This is a genomic window from Bradyrhizobium sp. (genome assembly GCF_004799405.1).
In the GTDB taxonomy this organism is placed as follows: Bacteria; Pseudomonadota; Alphaproteobacteria; order Rhizobiales; family Xanthobacteraceae; genus Bradyrhizobium.
Genome location: NZ_SSMW01000054.1, coordinates 1 through 20,637, shown reverse-complemented (window position 1 = coordinate 20,637; position 20,637 = coordinate 1). Strand labels below are relative to the sequence as shown.

Here is a 20,637-nt window from a genome sequence, read left to right as displayed (position 1 = left end):
TAGGTGGGAATGCCGAGATCGCTGGTGACGTCGAGTACCCATAGCTTGCGTCCGGTCGCGGCCAACTGGCTGTGCAAATCGCGAACGTAGGAGTCGTCGAACTGGCTGAGATCGACCTCCGCCCGCTGCGACCGGTTGTACCACCAGATCGCGTAGGCATCCCGCTCCACCAGTTCGAGGAAACCCTGAACGATCGCTTCCTCGATGGTGTTGCCGGCCGCGCAACCGTTGGAATCCGCCTGGAAGGCCGCCGGGCCGCGGTAGAAGAAATACAACAGGCTGGTCGGAAGATATCTGAAGCGGCGGTCGCGCAGCGACCAGACCGGCGACCATTCGATTCTGGCCGATGGATCGAACGGCGCCGGCGCCTTCTGCGTGCTGCTGAGTTCATCCGTCGGTGTCTGGTCGGCAACGGTTTGCGCAGCGCTGAACAGCAGCACGTCGTTGGGAAGGATGGCGTCGCCCGGCGCAAAATCGGTGAACCGCCTGGTTACCCTGATTTCGTCGCCCTGGAAAATTCCCGAATAGCGCTCGATCGCCTCCATCAGCGCGCTGGCTTCGGCCTGCTCGGCGGTAGAGCCCTTGCCGAAGCTGCGGCCGCTCAACGCCTCCCTGAGTTCATCGACATTCTGGGCGGGCGCCGAAAAATTGTGGGTTGCATGGAAGTTGGTGTTCATCGGCAAATCCGCTTCGATCCGCTCGAGCCGCGTCACCACGCCGGTGAGGGGGCTGACATGCTTCTTGAAGCGCGCCACCGTCGCCCGCGACGACACCGTCCGGTATCCGCCGCTGGTGATCATCAGCCGCGCGCCGGGTCCAAGCTCGATCGGGACAGGGGCGCGGCGCGGGTCGCGCAGTTTCCTGCTGCCGCAGGTCGGGCATTGCGGTCGCCTCGCCACATAATGCTTGACGGTGGTCGAACCCAGGAAATCGTGGCTGACGATGTGATCGTTCAATTCGGTGCGAAAACCGGTGGCAATCGCCTTGGCAACTTCCAGCGCGGCGAACTGGATGGCGGCTTGTCCCAGCGTGTTGCGGCTCAGCGGTGAAACCGAGACCGTGCGCGCCGGTCCGCGTTCGAGAAACCCCTTGACCTCGCGATTGCGGATCATGCGATCGAACAGGCAGGTCCAGCAGGCGCTCTTGCCGGGATCGAACACGGGCCCCACCAGTGGAAAAGCTCCGGAAGGCTGCACCAGCAGCCAGGGTGTCTTGGCCTTCACGTGCTGCCGGTTCAATTCGGCCAGCCGCCGTTCGAGATAATCGTTCACCAGCACGACCGTAAGATCGGGAGAACGTTTGACCACGTGAACGCCGAGATCGCTGAGCGCGGCACCGAATTCGGCCGCGCCCTTGACGTCGATCGATTGAATGGCGACGCGGCAATCGGCGAGATCTTTCTCCGCCATTCCGGGCGGCAGCCCGAGGCTGGCCCAGAAGCCGCTAACCGCGGAAGCCACCGATAGCGGGACGACATAGCGGCGTTCGATCAGTCCCTTGAGCGCCTCTTCGACCTTGCCGGGCGGAAATTTCCGTCCCAGTTCGTCAACGAGCTGCTGTAGGCTCTTGCCGCCTTTTCCGATCGCGGTGGCAAGCGAACAATAGAGCTCACCGTGCAGAAAGAACTTCCGGTCCTCGGAATAGAGGCAGACGACGTGGGGCGGCAGCGCATAGACGGTGAAATTCGGCGCGAACTGCGCAATGTCCTTGCCGGCACTGCGCGATGAACTGGTCTTACGATTGGCCGTCATGCGGTCATCGCGCGCACCTTGGTTGCCACCCGGTTTGGCTTTGGCAGGGCGTATTCTCCGACCGCTGGAATTCTTTTGTCCAGTGCGGGTGCTGGCATTTCTCGACAAGGTTGAAGACCTGTTTGGCCATGATGCGCGGGCGCGCCGTCGCGAATAATTGGCCCGCATTTCAGATAAAACAAGGATTGGCCGGGTCGACTTCGTCGAACCCGGCCAAAACGACTTATGTCTGTCAATTTAATCCGAGAGCGGCCTGGTCTAGCAGTAGATGCGGCAAGCGCCCCACGACAAACAGCAGCCACCGCACGCTACGCCGCAGCCTGCGCAACCACGGCAACCTCTGCAGCCGCGGCAGCCTCTGCAACCACGGCAACCGCAGCCGCGGGCTTCCTGTACCATGCCGCGAAGCGAGCCGGTGTTCTCCTTGTCAAACACATAGAACGTAGCCAGGCTGACGTCGGAAAGCTCTTCCATCCCGAGAGTCAACTCGTGATTCGGTGTAACGTTGGGCGCCAGCTGTATATCCGTTACCGGCGCCACCGACGCGGAGGCACCTCCGGCCAGTGAAAAAGTCAACCCGGCGGCCCCTAACGCAGGCACCGCTGCTTTGATCGCGCGCTTACGTTTCGACGCTTGCTTCACTCGTGGCATAGTTCGGATCCTCCATACCTTGTAGAAATATTTTGAGTCCAGCCCACGAACCCTACCGCAACGACGCGTCACCTGCAAGGCGGCGAGTGACACATAACAGGCTGTAGCAGCATCGAATTTCGGTTCATCTTGATGAATGAACGGTGAACCGATCTGGCCGCCGCCGCCGGTAAAACAACTCGGGAATTGTGTCGATGTCGGCAATCAAAATTTAGTATCCGAGGTTGGAACAAACCCGCGATGTATTATTTTCGTCGCGCCTCGTCCCGGTGCGGGGCGTCCTTGCATTGATGGCGCCGCGGCGGTTTGTTGGCGGTAACGGAGAACCCGGCATGGTGGATTATCCCGGACCTTTCGTCTGGTACGAGCTGATCACAACCGACATGGCAGCCGCCAAAGCCTTCTACAGCGAGGTCGTGGGCTGGGGTGTACAGGACGCTTCGACGCCCGGTTTGAGCTACGCCTTGTTCACCGCCGGAACGGCTCCGGTAATCGGGCTGATGGAGCTGCCGGAAGAAGCGAGGAACAGGGGCGCGACCCCGAGATGGGCGGGATATGTCGGCGTCGCCGACATCGATGCTACCGCCGAGCGGATCAAGCGTCTTGGCGGAGCCGTCTACGTTCCGCCGACCGACACCAATATCGGCCGCATTTCGATTGTCGCCGATCCGCAAACGGCAGCATTTGCATTGGTCGAGGGACTGAAGCCCGCCCTGCGGCAGACCGTTGCGATGGGCGAACCGGGACACGTCGGCTGGCATGAGTTGCTCGCGGCCAACTGGGAGACCGCGTTTGAGTTCTATGGCGAGCTGTTCGGCTGGCAGAAAGCGGCCGCCGAAACCGGTTCGGCGGGCACCTATCAGTCGTTCTCCGCCGGCGAACAGACCATTGGCGCAATGGTCACCAAGCGTCCGATGCAACCGGTCCCGGCGTGGCTTTATTATATCAATGTCGGCGACATCGATGCGGCGGCGGAACGGGTGAAGGCCGCCGGCGGCCATATCTTCGAAGGCCCGCTTGAACTGTCTGAGGGCGGTTCGATCCTCCGATGCGCCGACCCGCAGGGCGCCACGTTCGCGCTGCAGGGCAAGCGAAGCCAGGATGGCGTCGGCTGGTCCGCCGAGTGGGGCGGATTTTCATCAAGAGGCAAACTGGTCAACAGGTCCCGCGGCACGGCCTGAATTCAACCCCGTCGGGATCAGGCCGCCTTGGGCGCCGCCACCGCCGGTTTCGGGGGCGGCTTGTCCTGCCGTTTCGACCAGGAGATGTAATAGGCGACGATGGTCATGATCGATATTCCGGTCACGCTGACGAAGACCTGCGCGAACAGCGAGCCTGAACTCATCATCAGCTCGAAATGGCCGACAAAGGAGAGGAACACGCCGACACAGAACACCGCGAGCGATTGTTGACCGCAAACGATCAGGGGATCGAACATCTTCCATTCCAGGCCTGGCCAGTCCTTGGGCACGAACCGGATGACCAGGATCACGATCACCACGAAATGCAGGAAGCGATAGGGTGCCAGATTGGTCTTGTCGTTGGGATTGAAGGTCGAATAGAGCCAGTCCGGGAACAGCGCGCCGAAGTCCGGAAATTTTCCGGCCATGGTCATGACCAGGCCGAGAATGAGATAGGCGATGCAAAAATACAGCGTGACGGGCGCATCGATAATCGATCGCGACTTCGCCGCGCCGCCGAGCGCGCACCAGGAGCCGAACACGAACAGCACCTGCCAGCAGTACGGGTTGAAATACCAGGTTCCGGCCGGGTAGGCGGTAAAGTTCCAGCCGAACTGCCGGGCCGCGAGCCACAGCGCAATCGATGCCAGCATCGTCAGTCCGGGCCGGCGCAGCATCATCCACAGCACCGGCGGAAAAAGTCCCATCAGCACGATATAAAGCGGAAGCACGTCCAGGTTGACCGGCTTGAACTTCAGCAGCAATCCCTGGCGCAGCGTTTCGACCGCGCTGTCGACCAGACCCGCGACATTGAATTCGTTGATTATCTCGGGATCACTGTAGCGTTGCGCGACGTAACCGATCGAAACGATGTAGATCACGAACAGAATGATGTGCGCGACGTAGAGCTGCCAGACGCGCTTGGTCAGCCGCGTGGCGCCGACGATGAAGCCGCGTTCGATCATCATTCGGGCATAGACGAAGGACGCGGTATAGCCTGAGATAAAGACGAACAGGTCGGCGGCGTCGCTGAAGCCATAATTCCGGGTGGTGATCCAGTTCACCACGTTGTCGGGAATGTGATCCAGAAAAATCGCCCAGTTGGCGATCCCGCGAAACAGGTCGAGCCGGAGGTCGCGTCCTTTGACGGGCAGGATTGCGTGAATTTTCATGGGTGCCGTTTTGAAGCGATGCTTTCGAGAAAACCGGGCAGCGAGAAAGGACATCGGCCGCATGGCCGGCCCAGATTGTCACAGCGCAGCATAATGACTATACCGGTCGGGAAAATAGTACGTCCAGAGCGGGGAATCACCGGTCAAATTCCTGAAAGGTGTCTCTATACTATCCCGTCCATGTCCACCACGCGCTTCCATGCCGCAAATATCACGAGGCCCAGCCATCCATGACCGCACGCATCTTCAAGCCGGCCAAAAACGCGATGCAATCGGGGACCGCCAAGACCAGGGAATGGCAGCTCGATTATGAACCGGAGCAGCCCCGGGTGATCGAACCGTTGATGGGCTGGACTTCTTCCGGCGACATGAAACAGCAGCTCAGTCTTCGGTTCGACACCAAGGAAGATGCCGTTGCCTATTGCGAGCGCGAGGGCATTCCCTATCAGGTGTTCGAGCCGAAGGAGCCCGCCCGCCGGCAAGCCGCCTACGCCGACAATTTTGCATTCCGGCGCGGCGAGCCCTGGACCCACTGAGCGTCGAAAATCGTCCGGGGGCCGGTCCCGGCTTCGTGCATCCTTTGGAGCTGTAAGTTCTCGGTTGCCTAAGGCTGTGGCGCGGTGACACCATGCCGCGAACTCCATGCGCAGATTGCGGCGCACAATAAACTGCCAAAGGTCATGCCGCTTCATTCCACCATCGATCCCACGTCATCCGATTTTGCGCGCAACGCCGAGGCGATGCGGACGCTGGTCGCGGAACTGCGACAAAAACTCGATACGGTGGCCGGCGGCGGCGGTGAAGTCTCGCGCGCGCGGCACACCTCGCGCGGCAAGATGCTGGCGCGCCAGCGCGTCGATCTGCTGATCGATCCGGGAACGGCATTCCTCGAGATGTCGCCGCTGGCGGCCCATGGCCTCTATGGCGGCGACGTGCATTCGGCCAGCATCATCACCGGTGTCGGGCGGATCTCGGGACGCGAATGCGTGATCGTGGCCAACGACGCCACCATCAAGGGCGGCACGTATTATCCGATGACGGTGAAGAAGCATCTGCGCGCGCAGGACGTCGCCCGCCAGAACAATCTGCCCTGCGTCTACATGGTGGATTCGGGCGGCGCGTTCCTGCCGCAGCAGGACGAGATTTTTCCCGACGAGCGGCATTTCGGCCGCATCTTCTACAATCAGGCGCAGATGTCGGCTGCCGGCATTCCGCAGATTGCGATCGTGATGGGCTCCTGCACCGCCGGCGGCGCCTATGTGCCGGCGATGTCGGACGAGAGCATCATTGTGCGCAATCAAGGCACGATCTTTCTCGGCGGGCCGCCGCTGGTGAAGGCGGCCACGGGGGAAGTCGTCACCGCCGAAGAACTGGGCGGCGCCGACGTGCATTCACGGCAATCCGGCGTCACCGATCACTACGCGCAGAACGACAGCCATGCGATCGGGATTGCACGGCGCATCGTCGCCACGCTCAAGCCGCCGCAACGCGCCGCCCTGAACATGCGCGAACCGCGCCAGCCGCTGTTTGCGCCTGAGGAAATCTATGGCGTGGTTTCCGCCGACGGGCGCAAGCCGTTCGACGTCCACGACATCATCGCGCGGCTGGTCGATGGCTCCGAGTTCGACGAATTCAAGAAATTGTACGGCCAAACCCTGATTTGCGGGTTCGTCCATATCTGGGGCTATCCGGTCGGGATCATCGCCAACAACGGCATCCTGTTCAGCGAGAGTTCGCTGAAGGGCGCGCATTTCATCGAGTTGTGCTGCCAGCGCAATATTCCCCTGGTTTTCCTGCAGAACATCACCGGCTTCATGGTCGGCAAGAAATACGAGGCCGGCGGCATCGCGCGCGATGGCGCCAAGCTGGTGACGGCGGTGGCGACCGCGGGCGTGCCGAAATTCACCGTCGTGATCGGCGGCTCCTATGGCGCCGGCAATTACGGCATGTGCGGCCGGGCCTATGGTCCGCGCTTCCTGTGGATGTGGCCGAACGCCCGGATCTCGGTGATGGGTGGCGAGCAGGCTGCGATGGTGCTGAGCCAGTTGCGGCGCGACAATATCGAAGCCAAAGGCGGCACCTGGTCGGTCGAGGAGGAGAACGAATTTCGCGCGCCGACGCGGGCGCAGTTCGAGGCTCAGGGCAATCCGTATTATGCCACCGCACGGCTATGGGATGACGGCGTGATCGATCCCGCCGATACCAGGCTGGTGCTCGGCCTCGGGTTATCGGCATCGGCTAACGCACCGATCGAGCCGACCCGTTTCGGCCTGTTCAGGATGTGATGATGAAATCGTCTGCGCTATATCGGCGATTTCGTACCCTCCTGATTGCCAATCGCGGCGAGATCGCTTGCCGGGTGATCCGCAGCGCGAGGGCGATGGGCCTGCGTACGGTCGCGGTCTATTCCGAGGCCGACCGCGACGCCATGCATGTCGCGATGGCGGATGAAGCGGTCTTGCTGGGGCCGGCGCGGGCGCGCGACAGTTATCTCAACATCGAGCGCGTGATCGAGGCGGCGCGCAAGAGCGGCGCGGAAGCCGTGCATCCCGGTTATGGATTCCTGTCAGAGAACGCCGAATTCGCGGAAGCCTGTGCGGCCGCGGGACTGGTCTTCGTCGGTCCCACCGCCGACATGATGAGGGCGATGGGTTCGAAGTCCGGCTCCAAGATGCTGATGGAAAAAGCCGGTGTGCCGCTGGTGCCCGGATATCACGGCGAAGCCCAGGACGAGGCCACGCTGGCGAAGGCCGCCGACCGGATCGGCTTTCCGGTTCTGGTCAAGGCGTCCGCCGGCGGCGGCGGCCGCGGCATGCGGATCGTGCGTTCGGCTACAGAACTTGCCGCCGCCATCGTCAGCGCCAAGCGCGAGGCCAAGGCGGCCTTCGGCGACGACCGCATGCTGATCGAGAAGTTCGTCCAGAATCCGCGTCACATCGAGGTGCAGGTCATCGGCGATAGCCAGGGAAACCTGCTGTCGCTGTTCGAGCGCGAATGCACGTTGCAGCGGCGGCATCAGAAGGTGGTCGAAGAAGCGCCGTCGCCGACGCTCAATGCGATGCAACGCGATGCGGTATGCGCCGCGGCGCGGAAGGCGGCTTCGGCGGTCAACTATGTCGGTGCCGGCACCATCGAATTTGTTTCCGACGGCAAGGACGTCTTCTTCATCGAAATGAACACCCGCCTTCAGGTCGAGCATCCCGTGACCGAACTGATCACGGGTATCGATCTGGTGGAATGGCAGTTGCGGGTGGCGTTCGGCGAAAAGCTGCCGCTGGCGCAGGATAAAATCAGGTTGAACGGCCATGCCATCGAGGCGCGGGTCTATGCGGAAAACCCGCGCAAGAATTTCATGCCGTCGGCCGGCCGCATCAAAACCTGGCGCACCCCGGAACCATCCAACGGCTTGCGGATCGATGCCGGCTATCGCGAGGGCGATACGGTGTCGCCGAATTACGACGCCATGCTGGCCAAGGTGATCGCGTGGGCGCCGACCCGGGATGCCGCGATCGAGCGGCTCAATCGCGGGCTTGAAGACACCGACGTTCGCGGCATCGTCACCAATATTCCATTCCTGTCGGCGTTGGTGACGCATCCGGCGGTGCGCGCCAATAAAATCGACACCGGATTCATCGAACGGGAGTTGAAGAACCTGACCCCGTCGCCGGCGGTGCCCGGCGATCTCGAGCTTTGCGCCGCGGCCGCGGCCATCATGCGCGAAGAGGAAAAAGCGTCAAAGGCGGAAGCACATTCACCGTGGCTGACATCGGGCTGGATGCCGGTCGGGCGGCGGCAGCGGGTGTTCACGTTCCGTCAGGGGCAGGAGGCTGAACGATCGGTCAGCCTGCACTACGGCAGCGGTCCCGCAAAACTGTCGATCGGCGATCGGGAGTTCGCCTTTGCATCTTCACCGGCGGATGATGGCGGGTTCGATCTCACGCTCGACGGCGTCAAGTCGCGCATCGCCGCGATTATCGAAGGCCATGAGCTTTATTTGCGCACCCGCAATGGCCGCTTCGACCTGCACTGGGTCGATCCATTCGGTGGCGACGACGAAGAGCAGGTCGGCGAAGACAAGATCGTTGCGCCCTTGCCGGGCACCGTGGTGGCGCTGCTGGCTCAAGTCGGCGCCACGCTTGAGAAGGGCGCGCCGATCCTGACGCTTGAAGTGATGAAGATGGAGCAGACTCTTCGGGCGCCGTTCGCGGGCACACTGAAAGCGATCAAATGCAAGGTCGGCGACATCGTGCAAGAGGGCGTCGAACTCGCCGAAGTCGAACCTGTAGCCTCCTGATACCGGCATGAGCGATTCCGTACGCATCGTCGAGGTTGGCCCGCGCGACGGCCTGCAAAACGAAAAGACGCCGGTGAGCGTGGAGGCCCGCATCGCCTTTATCGAGTCGCTCATTGGCGCCGGGTTGCACACCGTCGAAGTCGGGGCCTTTGTGTCGCCGAAGGCGATCCCGCAGATGGTGAATTTGGACCAGGTGCTGCGCGGCGTCAACCACCATCCTGACAGCGAATTCCATGTACTGGTCCCGAATGCAAAGGGTTACGAGGCCGCGCGGGTAGCCGGCGCCAGGGTGATCGCGGTATTCGCCTCGGCTTCGGAAGGCTTTTCGCGCGCCAATATCAATTGCTCGGTCGCTGAATCCATCGAGCGTTTCAGGCCCGTGGTCGCCAGCGCGAAGTCCTACGGCATCAAGGTGCGCGGCTATATCTCCTGCGTGCTCGGCTGCCCCTTCGACGGTGAGGTGAAGCCGCAGGCGGTGGTCGACGTCGCGAAGACGTTGTGGGAACTTGGCTGCTACGAGATATCGCTCGGCGATACCATCGGCGTCGGTACGCCGCGCAAGGCGCGGCGGTTGCTACGCGCGGTGGCCGGCAGCGTGCCGATGGCCCATCTCGCGATGCATTTTCACGATACCTACGGCCAGGCGCTGGCCAATCTCTATGCCGGAATGGAAGAGGGCGCCCGCGTGATCGATTCCGCGGCCGGCGGTCTCGGCGGCTGCCCCTATGCGCCCGGCGCCACCGGCAATGTCGCGACCGAAGATGTGGTCTACATGCTCGAGGGTATGGGCATCGCGACCGGCGTCGATATGCCGAAGCTGGTGACCGCGACCAACGATATCAGCCGGCTGCTCGGGAAACCGCCGGTGAGCCGGGTGGCCTCCGCGCTCAATGCCAAGAGGCGGACGATTTCGTAGGGTGGGCAAGCTTCGCTTTGCCCACCCTGCGGGATGAGCTCTACCTCCCGCCGTCCGATCCCATCACCCAATTGGGCAGCGTCGTCGAAATCTCCGGCACGAAGCATAATAAAACCACGGCGATCATCATCAACAGCACGAACGGCAGGGTGCCCCAGATCACTTCGATCAAGGGGATATCGGGCGCGACGTTGCGGATGACGAAAATATTCAGGCCCACCGGCGGGTGAATCAGACCCATCTCCATCACGATGGTCATGACGACGCCGAACCAGATGATGTCGAAGTTGGCGGCGCGCAACGGCGGCAGGATGATCGGCGCGGTCATCAGAATGATCGAGACCGGCGGCAGGAAGAAGCCGAGCATGACGACCATGACCAGGATCGCGGCCAGCAATTCCCATCGCGGCAACTGCATGGCGACGATCGATTCCGCAACCGATTGCGAGATGTGCAGGTAGCTCATGACGTAGGAGTACAGCAGCGACATGCCGATGATCATCATCAGCATGGTGGATTCGCGGATGGTCGATTTGAGGATCGGCGCCAGATCGGCCGGCCGCCACACGCTGTAGATCAGGGCGATCAGGATCAGCGCCAGCAATCCGCCGAGCCCTGCGGTTTCCGAGGGCGTGGCAAAGCCGCCATAAAGCGCGATCATCACCCCCGTCAGCAACAGCAGGAACGGCAACACCCGCGGCAGCACGTTGAAACGCTCCGCCATGGTGAAATCGTCGCGCTTGAGGATGGCCGAGGTCGCTCCGGTCCGGGCATAGACCGCGCTGGCGGCGGCATACTCCTTGCGGAAATGGATCACGGCATAGGCGCCAAACAGGGACACCAGCAGCAATCCGGGTCCGATGCCGGCGAGGAACAGCCGCGCCAGTGATTTTTCCGCCGCCACCGCAAACAGGATCATCGTGATCGACGGCGGCAGCAGAATGCCGAGCGTGCCGCCGGCGGCGATGATGCCGGCGGCGAATCCGCCGGAATAACCGCGCTTGCGCATTTCCGGTATGCCGGCCGAGCCGATCGCCGAACAGGTGGCGGGCGACGATCCTGCCATCGCCGCGAACAGCGCGCAGGCGAACACGTTGGCGACGCCGAGCCCGCCGGGCACGCGATGCAGCCACGCATGCAGCGCCGTATACAGATCCTGGCCGGCGCGGGACCGGCCGATGGCGGCGCCCTTGAGAATGAAAAGCGGGATCGCCAGGAGCGTGATCGAGGCCATTTCCTCGTAGACGTTCTGCGTCACGGTATCGAGCGAGGCCGCGGGCATATAGATGCCCATGAACACCACGGCGACAGCGCCGAGCGCAAACGCGATCGGTACGCCCGAAAACATCACGACAAGGGTAGCCACGCCGTAGCTGATGCCAATTCCCAGCACGGTCATCGGCGCGCCGGACCGGCGAGGGGAGCCACGATCTGCAGCAGGATCTGCACGCACAGGAGCGTCATGCCCGCGGCCATCAGGGCGTAGGGGATCGTCAATGGCGGCGACCACATCGAGTTCGATACCTGGCCGTCGACCCAGGCTTCATGCGTGAGGGTCCAGGATTTCCAGGCAAAGAACGCGCAGAACACGAAGCTGACGACATCGACCAGCCACAGCCGGATACGGTTGACCATCGGTGGCAGCAATCCCACGAATGCCTCGATGCCGATGTGGCCGCGCTGTCCCTGCACGTGGGCCGCGGTCATGAAGGTGGCGCCGACCAGCAGAAATACCGCGGCTTCGTCCTGCCAGTAGTTCGGGCTGTGAAACAAAGCGCGGCCGAGCACGCTGTAGCTGAGAACGGCGCAAGCCGCGATCAGCGCGATGGCCGCAAGCACCACGATGATGTTGTTGCAAAAAGCGAGCGCACGTTCCAACGCCGCCACCAGCGTGTTGCCGGCGGCGGCGTTGGAACGATCGGCTTGATCCGGAAGCGGACCATGCATCATGCGGAGACTTCAGCCGCGAGCTTCAACAGGTTGGCGGCCATCGGGGTCTTCGCGCCGTAGTCCTTCCAGGCGGTATCGCGCGCGATGTCGCGCCATTTGCCGACCGTGGCGGCGTCGAGCGCACTGACCTTGGCGCCGGCCTTTTCATAGACCTTGGAGACCTCGATGTCGTCATCCTGCGCGCCCTTCTTGGCGAAGGCTTCCATCTCGGTGCCGACCGCGAGAATGATGTCCTGCTGCTTTTTGGGCAGACCGTCGAAAATCGACTTCGACATCAAGAGCGGCTCAAACATGAACCAGTATGAAGCCGCAGCCCCCGATGTCAGGAATTTTGCGACCTCCTCGAGCCGGAACGAAATCAGGCTGGTGGATGACGTGATGCCGGCGTCGCAGGCGCCGGTCTGCATCGCCGCGTAGAGTTCATTTGACGGCACCGACAGCACGGCTGCGCCCGCCGTCTGCAGCACCATGTCCATTTCACGCGAGCCGCCGCGAACCTTGAGGCCCTTGGCATCTTCGGGGGCGACGATCGCCTTCGAACGGCTCGCAACGCCGCCGGCCTGCCAGATCCAGGTCAGAACGATGATGCCCTTGTCGGCAAGGAAATCGGTCAGCGCCTTGCCGACCGGCTGGTTCTTCCAGCGCAGGCCCTGGTCGTAGGTCGAGACCAGCCCGGGCATCAGCCCGATATTGGTTTCCGGTAATTCGCCGCCGGCGTAGGACAGCGGATAGAGGCTGATGTCGAGCGCACCTTTGCGCATCGCCGAGAACTGCGCGTTGGTCTTGATCAGCGACGAGTTCGGATAGATTTCGGCGGCCAGTTCGCCGCCGCTGCGTTTGGCGATTTCAGCGGCGAACACCCGCACCAGCCGGTCGCGGAAATCGCCCTTGTCGATGGTGCCGCCGGGAAACTGGTGCGATATTTTCAAGGTGGTGGCGGCGTGAGCCGTTCCGGTCCCCAAGCGCAGGATGGCAGGCGCGGCCAGCGCGGATACGATGACATGGCGGCGTGTGAGCATGGATATATCCCCCTAAAGGTGATTTTTGATTGGAAGGCTTGGACCGGCCTGGCGCACACTAGCCCGTCTTCACCGGAATGTTCTCTAGTCTGATAGTTCGAGGTGAGCGCCGGTATTGCTGCGATGCACACTGGCCGAGAGATTCGGCAAAACAAAGACCGACCTCATGTTTTCTTGCACCCCGGAAGGTCCTTCAAAAGCCGCGCCGTGCGGAAAAATTTCCACTGCGCGTAACAATCGCCAGCGTTGGACCGTTTTGAAGATGGCGGCGTCAGTCGCTTTTCAAAAACCGGCTTCAAAGGGATGACCCAATACATGACCATTAGCACCCGCATTACTCTCGGCGTTTCGGCCGCCGTTCTTTCAATCAGCCTGGCGCTCGCGCCCGCCGCCTTCGCCCAGGACAAAATGGGCCAGGACAAGATGGGCAAGGAGGACGGCATGAAGAAGGAGACCGTGTCCAAGGATGGCATGAAAAAGGACGACGGCATGAAGAAAGACGGCATGGCGAAGCAGGACGACGGTATGGTGAAAAAGGACGACACGAAGAAGTAGGCGCCGTCACTTCGTCTGGCCGCGGGCTCGCCTCGACCCGAGGCGAGCCTGAGGCGTTTGCTGGTGTCGGTCGGGCCTAACCTGCGGTTATTTTCGCTTCTTCTTGCGCGCGGCATAGCGCGCGTCGCGTGCGGCCTTGCGTTCGGCTTCGAGCGCCAGTTCGCGGGCGGCGGCCTCTTCCTTTTCGCGCGCGAGTTGCGCTGCGGCCTGGGCTGCCGACTCGGCATCGCGGAGTTTCTTCTCCGCCTTGGCGGCTTCGCGCGCCAGCTTGGCCTTGGCCCGGTCCGCGGCCTGCGACTCACGCTCGGCCTGGCGCTGCCTCACGGCGGGATCGTCGGGACCCGGCTTGGCGCGAAATTTATTCAAAATGTTTTGCTTGGCTTCCTGCGCGGCCTTCTGGCGGTCGGCGAAGCTGGGTTCCTTGAAACCACTCATGGAATGGGCCTTGTCGCTTTCATGGTTTGTTGATGTCGGTTTTACGGATCGGCTCGTGCAACGAGAAGGTTGCGCGGTCGGGAGCGGTGTACAGCCGCGCGCGCCGGGACGCCATCAATTATCCGCTGATCCAGGCCATGTCGCGCAAAAAACTGCGGCCCGAGGGGCCCGGGGTCATTGGCAATTCCGGCCGATCAGGATTCAGCTACCGCCTCCGGCCTTACTTTTATGACGGGCTTTGCGACCAGCTGCATGTCGAGCGCAATCAGCAGCTTCATGACGGTGTCGAATGCGGGACTCGCTTCGCTGGTCAGCGTTCGGATGACGTAGTCGCGGCGCAGCCCGGCTTTGCGGGCAAACCTTGTCATGCCCTGCGCCCGCACCATGTTGCCAATCGCCCGCGTGATGAGAAACGGATCTTCCGTTGACAAGGCGACATTGAGATAGTCCGCGATCGCTTTCGGATCGTCGCGGTATTTGGCGGTATCGAAACCGTGTGCCCCCGGCATTCGCCCTTTTCGCTTTCGGTTATGGTTCTCTACAAGACCGGACTCATTACATTGTTAACTGTTCGTCTAAATGCATGGTCGATTCTCACGAAAATGCGGCCACTCCGCAGCCAAGCCAAGGCTTTCCCCAGCCGGGAAATTGGCATTCCATATCGCGGTTGGGATGAATGAGGGGCGAGGAGGGTAGTTTCTTCCCGGCAACGCAGGTTTGACGTCTCGCTCGCCTTGCTATGCGAGGACGTTCCCGGCAGACGCCTTATGCCACGGCGACGGTCTCAGGGCGTGTAAACCGTGAAGCTTTTTTCCAGCAGCTTCTGGTCGCCGCTCCAGACCTGAAACAGCCAGATGCCCGGAACAAGCTGAATTTCATGATCGAACAGGTAGCCGATGAACAGATCGTCGCGATCAATGCGAAAATTGGTTTGAACCCTTTCCGAGGTGTGTCGTTCGCCGGTTTTGGGATCGACAATTCCCGCGGGCGGAAACACCCGCACGTGGGTAATTCCGGCGGTGCCGCCGGCGGGGCTGCCCGTCAGCGCGTAGCCGAAGCCAAATCGCGTATTGAGGGCCGCAGGAATACGATCGCTATTGACTTGCGGCGGCGTAATTCCGGTCGAGACGGTTCGTGTACCGGTTGCCGAAGTCTTGTCCTCGATGACCGAGGTGCTGCCGGCTTGATAAACGCCGTACCAAAGCAGGCGCGCGCTGCTGACGGATGCTTGCTGTGCGCAAGCGGTGTGATGAGAAACCAGGAACAGGATCAGGGCCGCCAATGGCAGGGTGCGCCCAGCGACGAAGCGATTCAGCATGACCTCGATCTTCCCTGATTTCGGTTCCCTGAAATTAGCGCCCGGAACGCTGGATTGACAAGGCTGACACCGCCAGGGCCGCGCCCTGGATGCCCTCAATGCTACCCGTGGCGAACTGCATGCTGATGCCAACGTCCGACACAACATCGTTGAACATTTCGAAATCTCTTCAGGCAAGAGAGGGCGCTGTGGAATCAATGAAGAGCGGGACCAATGCCACCCAGCGAAGACGAACGCCGAGAACTGGTCCCGGTCCTGGTCGCCGGCATGGTGGCGGCGATCGGCGCATTTTGCCTGTGGTCCGACCTCAGGAACGACTCGGCCAATCGGGGCGACGGCATGATCACGTCGGCAGTCGTGTCACGGGCCGGCGCGATCATGACCCGATCCGAACCGCCGACGCATCTGGGTGCGCCGCAGACGGTGCGCAGCGGCGAGTGAGTTCATGCGCGGATGAGGAGCGGTGACTGTCCCGTTACGGGCGCGACCAGAAACCGTCGCAGGCGTGGGCGATGAAAATTGCCGCGCTTATGACGCCGAAGAACGCAGTGAATGCTTCCAACATGGCAACGATCCTGTAGCCCAGCGGGCCGGACCTAACCGCACGCGGCGATACACAGTCAAAAGGATTGTGCACATCGCGAAAAATAGGAATCCAACTGATGCTTTGGAGCAACAGCGGCAAGTAGCAGCAGCGTCCCGCAATGCGAAAATGGCAGTAAGGACGGAGCCTGAGCTTCAAGAAACCTTATGAAATTAGGCCTAAGGATGGCGATCCCAGCAGGAAAGTAAGAAGCCAATAACTTCAATTGCTTAGAGCGACTAACGGAGCTTAAAGCTCAAAGCGTGTCGCTAGGGCCGCTTGATCGAGTGACTAACGCAGCATCGCCACGTCGGCCGGCCCGAACTCACCCGCCGCTATGAACGGCTGCGAGCAGCACATCCAGCGCGCACCTTCAATGCGCGCCTTGTCCTCGAACCTCCGCGCAAACAGGGCGTCTGCGATCCTGTTCACAACATCAGCGTTCGCTTTCAGCTTCTCGTCTGCCAAAGTGAAGCCTTCCACAAGCACTGCAAGGCGTTCCAGCTCGGGCAAGCGCAACAGCAGCTCCTGCATCTGTTGGTAATCGCGCTTTGGCCTCACTGCGTGCGCTGCCAACATCTTCGATAAGTTCAGCTCATGTGCTGCAACAGCAAGTTCGGCCTTATAACCCGCGACAAGTACCGCGAGGGTCTTACTGTTATCGCCTAAATTTCTGCTACACGAAGCGCCGTTGCCGGTCCCCAAGTCCATCTCCACGAACGAGACATCTGCGCCGAGCGCATGCGCGACGACAGCGTGGCCGGCTTCGTGGATCGCGGCGGCGCGCTCATCGGCATCCAGGGCCTTGCTCAAGGCAATTGTGTCAGCGTCATTGGTCATGGAGATAGGCATAGCCGACCAGCAGCCCCATGTCGCGCTGGCCGACCGTCTGGACGGTCCCACCCCTAGCCTTGCCATGACCCAGCCCCAATCCGTGGTGCCGTTGTTCCCAATCGCTAGGGCACGGTAGCCCCAACCAGCGGGCGAATCCTGAGCCTCGCCCGCCAACCTAAACCAACGTCTCCAACGGCAACACCAACTCCGCGCCCGTGTTGCGCACGTTGCCGACCTTGTTATCGACGGGCCGTGTTTCGACCTGCGACGGGCTAGGCAACCTTGCGCGGCTCTTGAAGTTGAAACTCTAACTCTTCGATGAACTGAGCCAGCCGCTCGCGCGTGAGGGGATCATTGGGCTCCGAGGCCAACCTGCGAGCCTGCGCCAGTTTCCTCAAGAGTTCGTCGCGATGGCTGGGGGTCATTTCAGCGCTCCTGCCGAGTAGACGGCCCGGGGTCTTATAATGTTCACACACGGCTTAACGCTTCGTGACCTGCCGCACAAAGCGGTTGGTCTACGACGCGTCCTGCCAGGAATATCTCGCAGATGTCGCAAGCACGGTGGCTTGCCGCCAGAATGAACGAGGCCCGATTGCCTAGCAGACCGGGCCTCGTAACCGGAACAGTCTATACGGCAGGCCGCTCGGTATCAGTGAAGTGTATGAAGGTTTGGGGAAGCCGTGTTGATCTGTCTCAGATGGCCGACTGAGGCGGCCTACTTCTCACCAAGGAGCTTGCCCGTCCTATTGTGCATGAAATGAACCCTGGTGCAGGCTAGGCACACCACCGGCGAGTAACGATCTTTTTCGTCCTCCGGTACGTCCGCCCGCCAGTGCTGCACATTCATCCCGGTACTCGGGCATCTGAAAACGATGGGCTCAGGCATGGTGCGAGCATTGTGTCAGCAGTCATGTCCTGCCGAAACTCCGTAGGATTACGTAGGTCATACATTGCGGTCGTCCTGCGGGCTTGGAATAAAAGGGCCAAGCCGTGCAGGCCACGGCTTCCAAATTATGGCCCGCTACACCAATCTGATCTTGGGCCAGTTGTTCCTACGGCACGTCACCCTTCCTGCTGCCGCCAACCCCATAGGGCCGGTTCAGAAAGTATTCCCGGTTGCCCAAGGCGCTCTCGGCATATTGGTCAATCGACACGATGATCGCCTGCACATGCTGGTAACACCAACCCTCACGGCAGGCCAAATGCCGGACTTCTGCCAGTGCTTTGATCCATGGCGGATTGTCCGCGGCGTTGGCGTCGTACCATTTCAGCGGATCGCGCATCAGGCCCAACTCCGGCCGCCCAGGACCATGCCCTTAGTCGGACCAGCCAACTCTCTCTTGAGCCTGTCCCGCTCGGCACACATCCCATCGATGTTTGCGAGCATCCGTTCCAGCAGAGCCTCGGCCGAGGCCGTCGGTATGCCAGCGCGTTGAAGGTCGCGAATCTCACCGCGTTGCCGGTGGATCTGGCGGCGCATGTGTTCGATCCCATTGCGAATGTGGTCGAGCTGCATCAGTAGGACCTCCGTTCTCATTAGAACGAAAGAAGAACAGATTGGCAAGCCGCTAGGGATAGGCGTTCCGCTGGTGGAACACCCAAGGCGATGGCCGAACCGATTGTCCGCCGGTATGTTTCTGTCCGGGCCTACGTTGGGGTTGAGCCTTGTCCTGGTCGCGGAAATTCGACGAACCGATCCCGCTGCCGCGCGGTCGCCAACTCGTCACGCTCAAGGAAGCCGGGACCCACATCACCAAACTGCCAAAGGCCGAACACGAAGCGCCGGAGTGGCAAGCCGCGATGGAAGCGCTGATCCTGGTCGCGACACATGGCGGCCCGACCATGTTTGCGCGGATCGGCGTAATGCGGGCGCTCAATCGGCACGTCGAGCGGGTGTTCGATCCGTCGCGTAAGGACAAGCATTGGGGCAAGCGGAAATTGAAGCGGGACGAGTAACCAGCAATCATTACGCGGAGCTTACCTACTCTGAGACCGGCATACCCCCTTCGGTCCGGTCTCTTTTTTTATGCTTCCTCTTTCCTGTCCCGGCCCGTGTCAAAGAAACGGCCCCAGCTTGGGGAAACTGAGGCCGTCATTCATCGGATGCCCTTGGGGGGGACCAAGCATCCGGCTCATTCCCAAGTTGCCAGAGCGACATTCGTTCCAAGAACAAACGGGATTTTCAGGTCGGTGCCAGTGGCGGCGCGTCCTGCCGGGCCTCAATCATCCTCGCCATGACCTCGTGGTTCCTGGCCATCTGCTCCGCGCGTTCCTTCGTCGGGTAGCCGCGTCACCCGTTCCTCACCGAAGAGCTGATCCGGTCCAGTCGGCGCCACATCGGTGAAAGGCGGTTCGTAGAGCAGCGCGGGGTCCATGACACCCTGATCGGTCAGATGCTCGATGACCATATTGATGAATTCGATCTGGTTTGCGGTCGCGACACCCGCTGCCAGGAATTCGCCGAAGGCGTCACGAACCGCCGCGCGGTCGAGCCCGACCATCGAGCGGACGAAACGACCAAATCCGTTGCTCGTCTCGCGCGCCCGCTCGATATCGCCCGCCTCACCGATGCCGGCATCCAGCAGCATCTTTTCAAGCTCGCTGAGGTCGGTCGGCGTCAGTGGTTTAGGGTCGCTCAGCATGGCCCGAGGCTGCGCCCGGATTGACTCCAGACCCGATACAGCAAAAATAGGCTCAGCCGATCGCGTCGAGGCCCATCACGCCCGGTTGCTTGCAGTTATTGGGGTACGAAAAACGTTTCCACACGGCCTGGACCCGTCTCGGAAGTCGACCGCCCGGATATATTTCTTCTAACAGCTCAAAGATGTCTTCCCAGTTTCGAGTTCGGACAGTTACACTGTTGCCTTTTCGGGAGGCAAGAATGGCAGTTGCGTTGGTTACTGGCACTAGCAGCGGAATTGGATTGGCGACCGCCGTGACGCTCGCGCGTGGTGGACATACGGTCATAGCGACGATGCGAAATCCGGATAGCGCGGAGGAGCTTCAGAAAATCGTGACGGCGGAGAAGCTTCCGGTCACGATGGCCACGCTCAACGTCGATGATGATTCTTCGGTCGAAAGTGCCTTCGCCAAGGTACTGGCCCAGCACGGTCGCCTCGACGTCCTCGTGAATAACGCCGGGATTGGTGGTGGCGGCTCGGTGGAGGAAAGCTCCACGGCAAGATTTCGGGAGGTGATGGAGACCAATTTCTTCGGCGCGCTCCGCTGCATCAAGGCCGTTGTACCGGGGATGCGCCAACGGCGGCAGGGCTGCATTGTCAATGTCACGTCGATAGCTGGCCGGATGGCTTTGGCTCCTGCTGCGGCTTACTCTGCATCCAAGTTTGCTCTGGAGGCCTTGAGCGAGTGCCTCGCGCAGGAAATGAAGGCGTTCAATGTGAGAGTTGCCGTTGTCGAACCCGGCGTCATTGCCACGCCGATATTCTCCAAAGCAGCGCCGGTAGCCGACGACAGTCCTTACCCGCATTACCGGCGTCAAAGGGCTTTGTTCGCACAGTCGCTGACCAAACCGACGTCACCCTACGTTGTTGGCGACAAAATCCGCGAGATTGTCGATAGCGATAGCTGGCAGCTCCGTTATCCCGTCGGTCCCGATGCCGCGCCGTTCCTCCAATGGCGAGCGAGCAAGACCGACGAGGAGGTAATCAATTTCGGGGCGGCGAGCGATGCTGACTACATCCTTACGGTCAAGCGCGAGTTTGGCCTCGATGTAAATCTGTAAATCCGATCTATGCGCCATGCACCTGGCTTCTTTGACCTGGCCCATCTGACGATGTCCGCTGTTGAAGTGCCGGCTCAACCGGTCGACGCAACACAGGCGTTAAATCTCTCTGCTGGGGTTTCAAATTGCAAAGGTCTCACGTGGTCGTTCGTTTAGCTGACGAGCCACTTTGTTCAGATGGGCTTGCGAGTGAACCGATAAGTCAGTGCCCTTTGGAAAGTACTGTCTCAGCAGGC

Annotated in this window: 22 protein-coding genes and 1 pseudogene; 9 read left to right on the top strand and 14 right to left on the bottom strand. The window is 61.2% G+C overall.

Annotated elements, in window-relative coordinates; translation table 11 throughout:
- Positions 1–1,751, bottom strand: a 1,751-nt coding sequence (locus tag E7813_RS09045) for a TOMM precursor leader peptide-binding protein (RefSeq protein WP_291572984.1), incomplete at its 3' end; no start/stop codon positions are given.
- Positions 1,752–2,734: 983 nt separating this feature from the next.
- On the opposite strand from E7813_RS09045, the gene E7813_RS09040 reads away from it, so the two are divergent.
- Positions 2,735–3,583, top strand: a complete 849-nt coding sequence (locus tag E7813_RS09040) for a VOC family protein (protein ID WP_291572983.1) — start codon at positions 2,735–2,737, stop codon at positions 3,581–3,583.
- A 17-nt stretch (positions 3,584–3,600) separates the two neighbouring features.
- Here the strand turns inward: E7813_RS09040 and E7813_RS09035 are convergent, their stop codons facing one another.
- Positions 3,601–4,755: an OpgC domain-containing protein gene (locus E7813_RS09035; protein ID WP_291572978.1), complete on the bottom strand. Its 1,155-nt coding sequence runs from the start codon at positions 4,753–4,755 to the stop codon at positions 3,601–3,603.
- Between the two features lie 230 nt (positions 4,756–4,985).
- On the opposite strand from E7813_RS09035, the gene E7813_RS09030 reads away from it, so the two are divergent.
- The 4 genes from E7813_RS09030 to E7813_RS09015 all read left to right on the top strand — a co-directional run bounded on the left by E7813_RS09030 (position 4,986) and on the right by E7813_RS09015 (position 9,965).
- Positions 4,986–5,291, top strand: a complete 306-nt coding sequence (locus tag E7813_RS09030; protein ID WP_291572977.1) for an ETC complex I subunit — start codon at positions 4,986–4,988, stop codon at positions 5,289–5,291.
- A 144-nt stretch (positions 5,292–5,435) separates the two neighbouring features.
- Positions 5,436–7,040: a carboxyl transferase domain-containing protein gene (locus E7813_RS09025; protein ID WP_291572975.1), complete on the top strand. Its 1,605-nt coding sequence runs from the start codon at positions 5,436–5,438 to the stop codon at positions 7,038–7,040.
- 2 nt (positions 7,041–7,042) lie between these two features.
- On the top strand, positions 7,043–9,049 hold the full coding sequence (locus E7813_RS09020; RefSeq protein WP_291572974.1) for an acetyl/propionyl/methylcrotonyl-CoA carboxylase subunit alpha: 2,007 nt from the start codon (positions 7,043–7,045) through the stop codon (positions 9,047–9,049).
- A gap of 7 nt (positions 9,050–9,056) precedes the next feature.
- Positions 9,057–9,965, top strand: coding sequence for a hydroxymethylglutaryl-CoA lyase (locus tag E7813_RS09015; RefSeq protein ID WP_291572972.1), 909 nt, complete (start codon positions 9,057–9,059; stop codon positions 9,963–9,965).
- A 40-nt stretch (positions 9,966–10,005) separates the two neighbouring features.
- Here E7813_RS09015 and E7813_RS09010 read toward each other — a convergent pair whose 3' ends face one another.
- The 3 genes from E7813_RS09010 to dctP are packed head-to-tail and all read right to left on the bottom strand — an operon-like array spanning position 10,006 to position 12,934.
- Positions 10,006–11,364: a TRAP transporter large permease gene (locus E7813_RS09010; protein WP_291572970.1), complete on the bottom strand. Its 1,359-nt coding sequence runs from the start codon at positions 11,362–11,364 to the stop codon at positions 10,006–10,008.
- On the bottom strand, positions 11,361–11,915 hold the full coding sequence (locus E7813_RS09005) for a TRAP transporter small permease (RefSeq protein WP_291572968.1): 555 nt from the start codon (positions 11,913–11,915) through the stop codon (positions 11,361–11,363). The genes E7813_RS09010 and E7813_RS09005 overlap by 4 nt, the downstream gene beginning before the upstream one ends.
- A complete protein-coding gene (dctP, locus tag E7813_RS09000; RefSeq protein ID WP_291572966.1) occupies positions 11,912–12,934 on the bottom strand; it encodes a TRAP transporter substrate-binding protein DctP in 1,023 nt (340 codons plus the stop codon). Before dctP ends, E7813_RS09005 begins: the two co-directional genes overlap by 4 nt.
- Positions 12,935–13,249: 315 nt before the next feature.
- Here dctP and E7813_RS08995 point away from each other — a divergent pair, with 315 nt between their 5' ends.
- Positions 13,250–13,489, top strand: coding sequence for a pentapeptide MXKDX repeat protein (locus E7813_RS08995; RefSeq protein ID WP_291572985.1), 240 nt, complete (start codon positions 13,250–13,252; stop codon positions 13,487–13,489).
- A gap of 87 nt (positions 13,490–13,576) precedes the next feature.
- Here E7813_RS08995 and E7813_RS08990 read toward each other — a convergent pair whose 3' ends face one another.
- The 3 genes from E7813_RS08990 to E7813_RS08980 all read right to left on the bottom strand — a co-directional run bounded on the left by E7813_RS08990 (position 13,577) and on the right by E7813_RS08980 (position 15,419).
- Positions 13,577–13,924: a DUF6481 family protein gene (locus tag E7813_RS08990; protein ID WP_291572963.1), complete on the bottom strand. Its 348-nt coding sequence runs from the start codon at positions 13,922–13,924 to the stop codon at positions 13,577–13,579.
- Between the two features lie 194 nt (positions 13,925–14,118).
- Positions 14,119–14,433, bottom strand: a complete 315-nt coding sequence (locus E7813_RS08985) for an addiction module antidote protein (protein WP_291572961.1) — start codon at positions 14,431–14,433, stop codon at positions 14,119–14,121.
- A gap of 275 nt (positions 14,434–14,708) precedes the next feature.
- Positions 14,709–15,419: a DUF3859 domain-containing protein gene (locus E7813_RS08980; RefSeq protein ID WP_291572960.1), complete on the bottom strand. Its 711-nt coding sequence runs from the start codon at positions 15,417–15,419 to the stop codon at positions 14,709–14,711.
- Positions 15,420–15,455: 36 nt separating this feature from the next.
- Here E7813_RS08980 and E7813_RS08975 point away from each other — a divergent pair, with 36 nt between their 5' ends.
- On the top strand, positions 15,456–15,683 hold the full coding sequence (locus tag E7813_RS08975) for a hypothetical protein (protein WP_291572958.1): 228 nt from the start codon (positions 15,456–15,458) through the stop codon (positions 15,681–15,683).
- A gap of 433 nt (positions 15,684–16,116) precedes the next feature.
- Here the strand turns inward: E7813_RS08975 and E7813_RS08970 are convergent, their stop codons facing one another.
- The 4 genes from E7813_RS08970 to E7813_RS08955 form a co-directional block, all read right to left on the bottom strand.
- Positions 16,117–16,638, bottom strand: coding sequence for a hypothetical protein (locus E7813_RS08970; protein ID WP_291572956.1), 522 nt, complete (start codon positions 16,636–16,638; stop codon positions 16,117–16,119).
- Positions 16,639–16,931: 293 nt separating this feature from the next.
- Positions 16,932–17,084, bottom strand: coding sequence for a hypothetical protein (locus E7813_RS08965; protein WP_291572954.1), 153 nt, complete (start codon positions 17,082–17,084; stop codon positions 16,932–16,934).
- A 627-nt stretch (positions 17,085–17,711) separates the two neighbouring features.
- Positions 17,712–17,942 (bottom strand): hypothetical protein, encoded by a 231-nt coding sequence (locus E7813_RS08960; protein WP_291572953.1) that lies wholly within the window; start codon positions 17,940–17,942, stop codon positions 17,712–17,714.
- Positions 17,942–18,175 (bottom strand): hypothetical protein, encoded by a 234-nt coding sequence (locus E7813_RS08955; RefSeq protein ID WP_291572951.1) that lies wholly within the window; start codon positions 18,173–18,175, stop codon positions 17,942–17,944. Before E7813_RS08955 ends, E7813_RS08960 begins: the two co-directional genes overlap by 1 nt.
- A gap of 149 nt (positions 18,176–18,324) precedes the next feature.
- On the opposite strand from E7813_RS08955, the gene E7813_RS08950 reads away from it, so the two are divergent.
- Positions 18,325–18,615, top strand: coding sequence for a hypothetical protein (locus E7813_RS08950; protein WP_291572949.1), 291 nt, complete (start codon positions 18,325–18,327; stop codon positions 18,613–18,615).
- A 263-nt stretch (positions 18,616–18,878) separates the two neighbouring features.
- Here E7813_RS08950 and E7813_RS08945 read toward each other — a convergent pair whose 3' ends face one another.
- Positions 18,879–19,301 carry a type I restriction-modification enzyme R subunit C-terminal domain-containing protein gene (locus E7813_RS08945; protein ID WP_291572947.1) on the bottom strand — a complete coding sequence of 141 codons (423 nt, stop codon included), beginning with the start codon at positions 19,299–19,301 and terminating at the stop codon, positions 18,879–18,881.
- Between the two features lie 239 nt (positions 19,302–19,540).
- On the opposite strand from E7813_RS08945, the gene E7813_RS08940 reads away from it, so the two are divergent.
- Positions 19,541–20,401, top strand: a complete 861-nt coding sequence (locus E7813_RS08940; RefSeq protein ID WP_291572945.1) for an SDR family oxidoreductase — start codon at positions 19,541–19,543, stop codon at positions 20,399–20,401.
- 120 nt (positions 20,402–20,521) lie between these two features.
- Here E7813_RS08940 and E7813_RS08935 read toward each other — a convergent pair.
- A pseudogene (locus E7813_RS08935) lies at positions 20,522–20,637 on the bottom strand (IS30 family transposase); the annotation flags it as partial.

Bases quoted from the DNA above. Each gene is read 5' to 3' on its own strand.
- E7813_RS08995 (WP_291572985.1), top strand. From the start codon at position 13,250: ATGACCATTAGCACCCGCATTACTCTCGGCGTTTCGGCCGCCGTTCTT.
- E7813_RS09025 (WP_291572975.1), top strand. From the start codon at position 5,436: ATGCCGCTTCATTCCACCATCGATCCCACGTCATCCGATTTTGCGCGC.
- dctP (WP_291572966.1), bottom strand. From the start codon at position 12,934: ATGCTCACACGCCGCCATGTCATCGTATCCGCGCTGGCCGCGCCTGCC.
- E7813_RS09035 (WP_291572978.1), bottom strand. From the start codon at position 4,755: ATGAAAATTCACGCAATCCTGCCCGTCAAAGGACGCGACCTCCGGCTC.
- E7813_RS08985 (WP_291572961.1), bottom strand. From the start codon at position 14,433: ATGCCGGGGGCACACGGTTTCGATACCGCCAAATACCGCGACGATCCG.
- E7813_RS08990 (WP_291572963.1), bottom strand. From the start codon at position 13,924: ATGAGTGGTTTCAAGGAACCCAGCTTCGCCGACCGCCAGAAGGCCGCG.
- E7813_RS09020 (WP_291572974.1), top strand. From the start codon at position 7,043: ATGAAATCGTCTGCGCTATATCGGCGATTTCGTACCCTCCTGATTGCC.
- E7813_RS08975 (WP_291572958.1), top strand. From the start codon at position 15,456: ATGCCACCCAGCGAAGACGAACGCCGAGAACTGGTCCCGGTCCTGGTC.
- E7813_RS09005 (WP_291572968.1), bottom strand. From the start codon at position 11,915: ATGATGCATGGTCCGCTTCCGGATCAAGCCGATCGTTCCAACGCCGCC.
- E7813_RS09040 (WP_291572983.1), top strand. From the start codon at position 2,735: ATGGTGGATTATCCCGGACCTTTCGTCTGGTACGAGCTGATCACAACC.
- E7813_RS08965 (WP_291572954.1), bottom strand. From the start codon at position 17,084: ATGACCCCCAGCCATCGCGACGAACTCTTGAGGAAACTGGCGCAGGCT.
- E7813_RS08940 (WP_291572945.1), top strand. From the start codon at position 19,541: ATGGCAGTTGCGTTGGTTACTGGCACTAGCAGCGGAATTGGATTGGCG.
- E7813_RS09015 (WP_291572972.1), top strand. From the start codon at position 9,057: ATGAGCGATTCCGTACGCATCGTCGAGGTTGGCCCGCGCGACGGCCTG.
- E7813_RS09010 (WP_291572970.1), bottom strand. From the start codon at position 11,364: ATGACCGTGCTGGGAATTGGCATCAGCTACGGCGTGGCTACCCTTGTC.
- E7813_RS09030 (WP_291572977.1), top strand. From the start codon at position 4,986: ATGACCGCACGCATCTTCAAGCCGGCCAAAAACGCGATGCAATCGGGG.
- E7813_RS08945 (WP_291572947.1), bottom strand. From the start codon at position 19,301: ATGCTGAGCGACCCTAAACCACTGACGCCGACCGACCTCAGCGAGCTT.
- E7813_RS08960 (WP_291572953.1), bottom strand. From the start codon at position 17,942: ATGCGCGATCCGCTGAAATGGTACGACGCCAACGCCGCGGACAATCCG.
- E7813_RS08955 (WP_291572951.1), bottom strand. From the start codon at position 18,175: ATGCAGCTCGACCACATTCGCAATGGGATCGAACACATGCGCCGCCAG.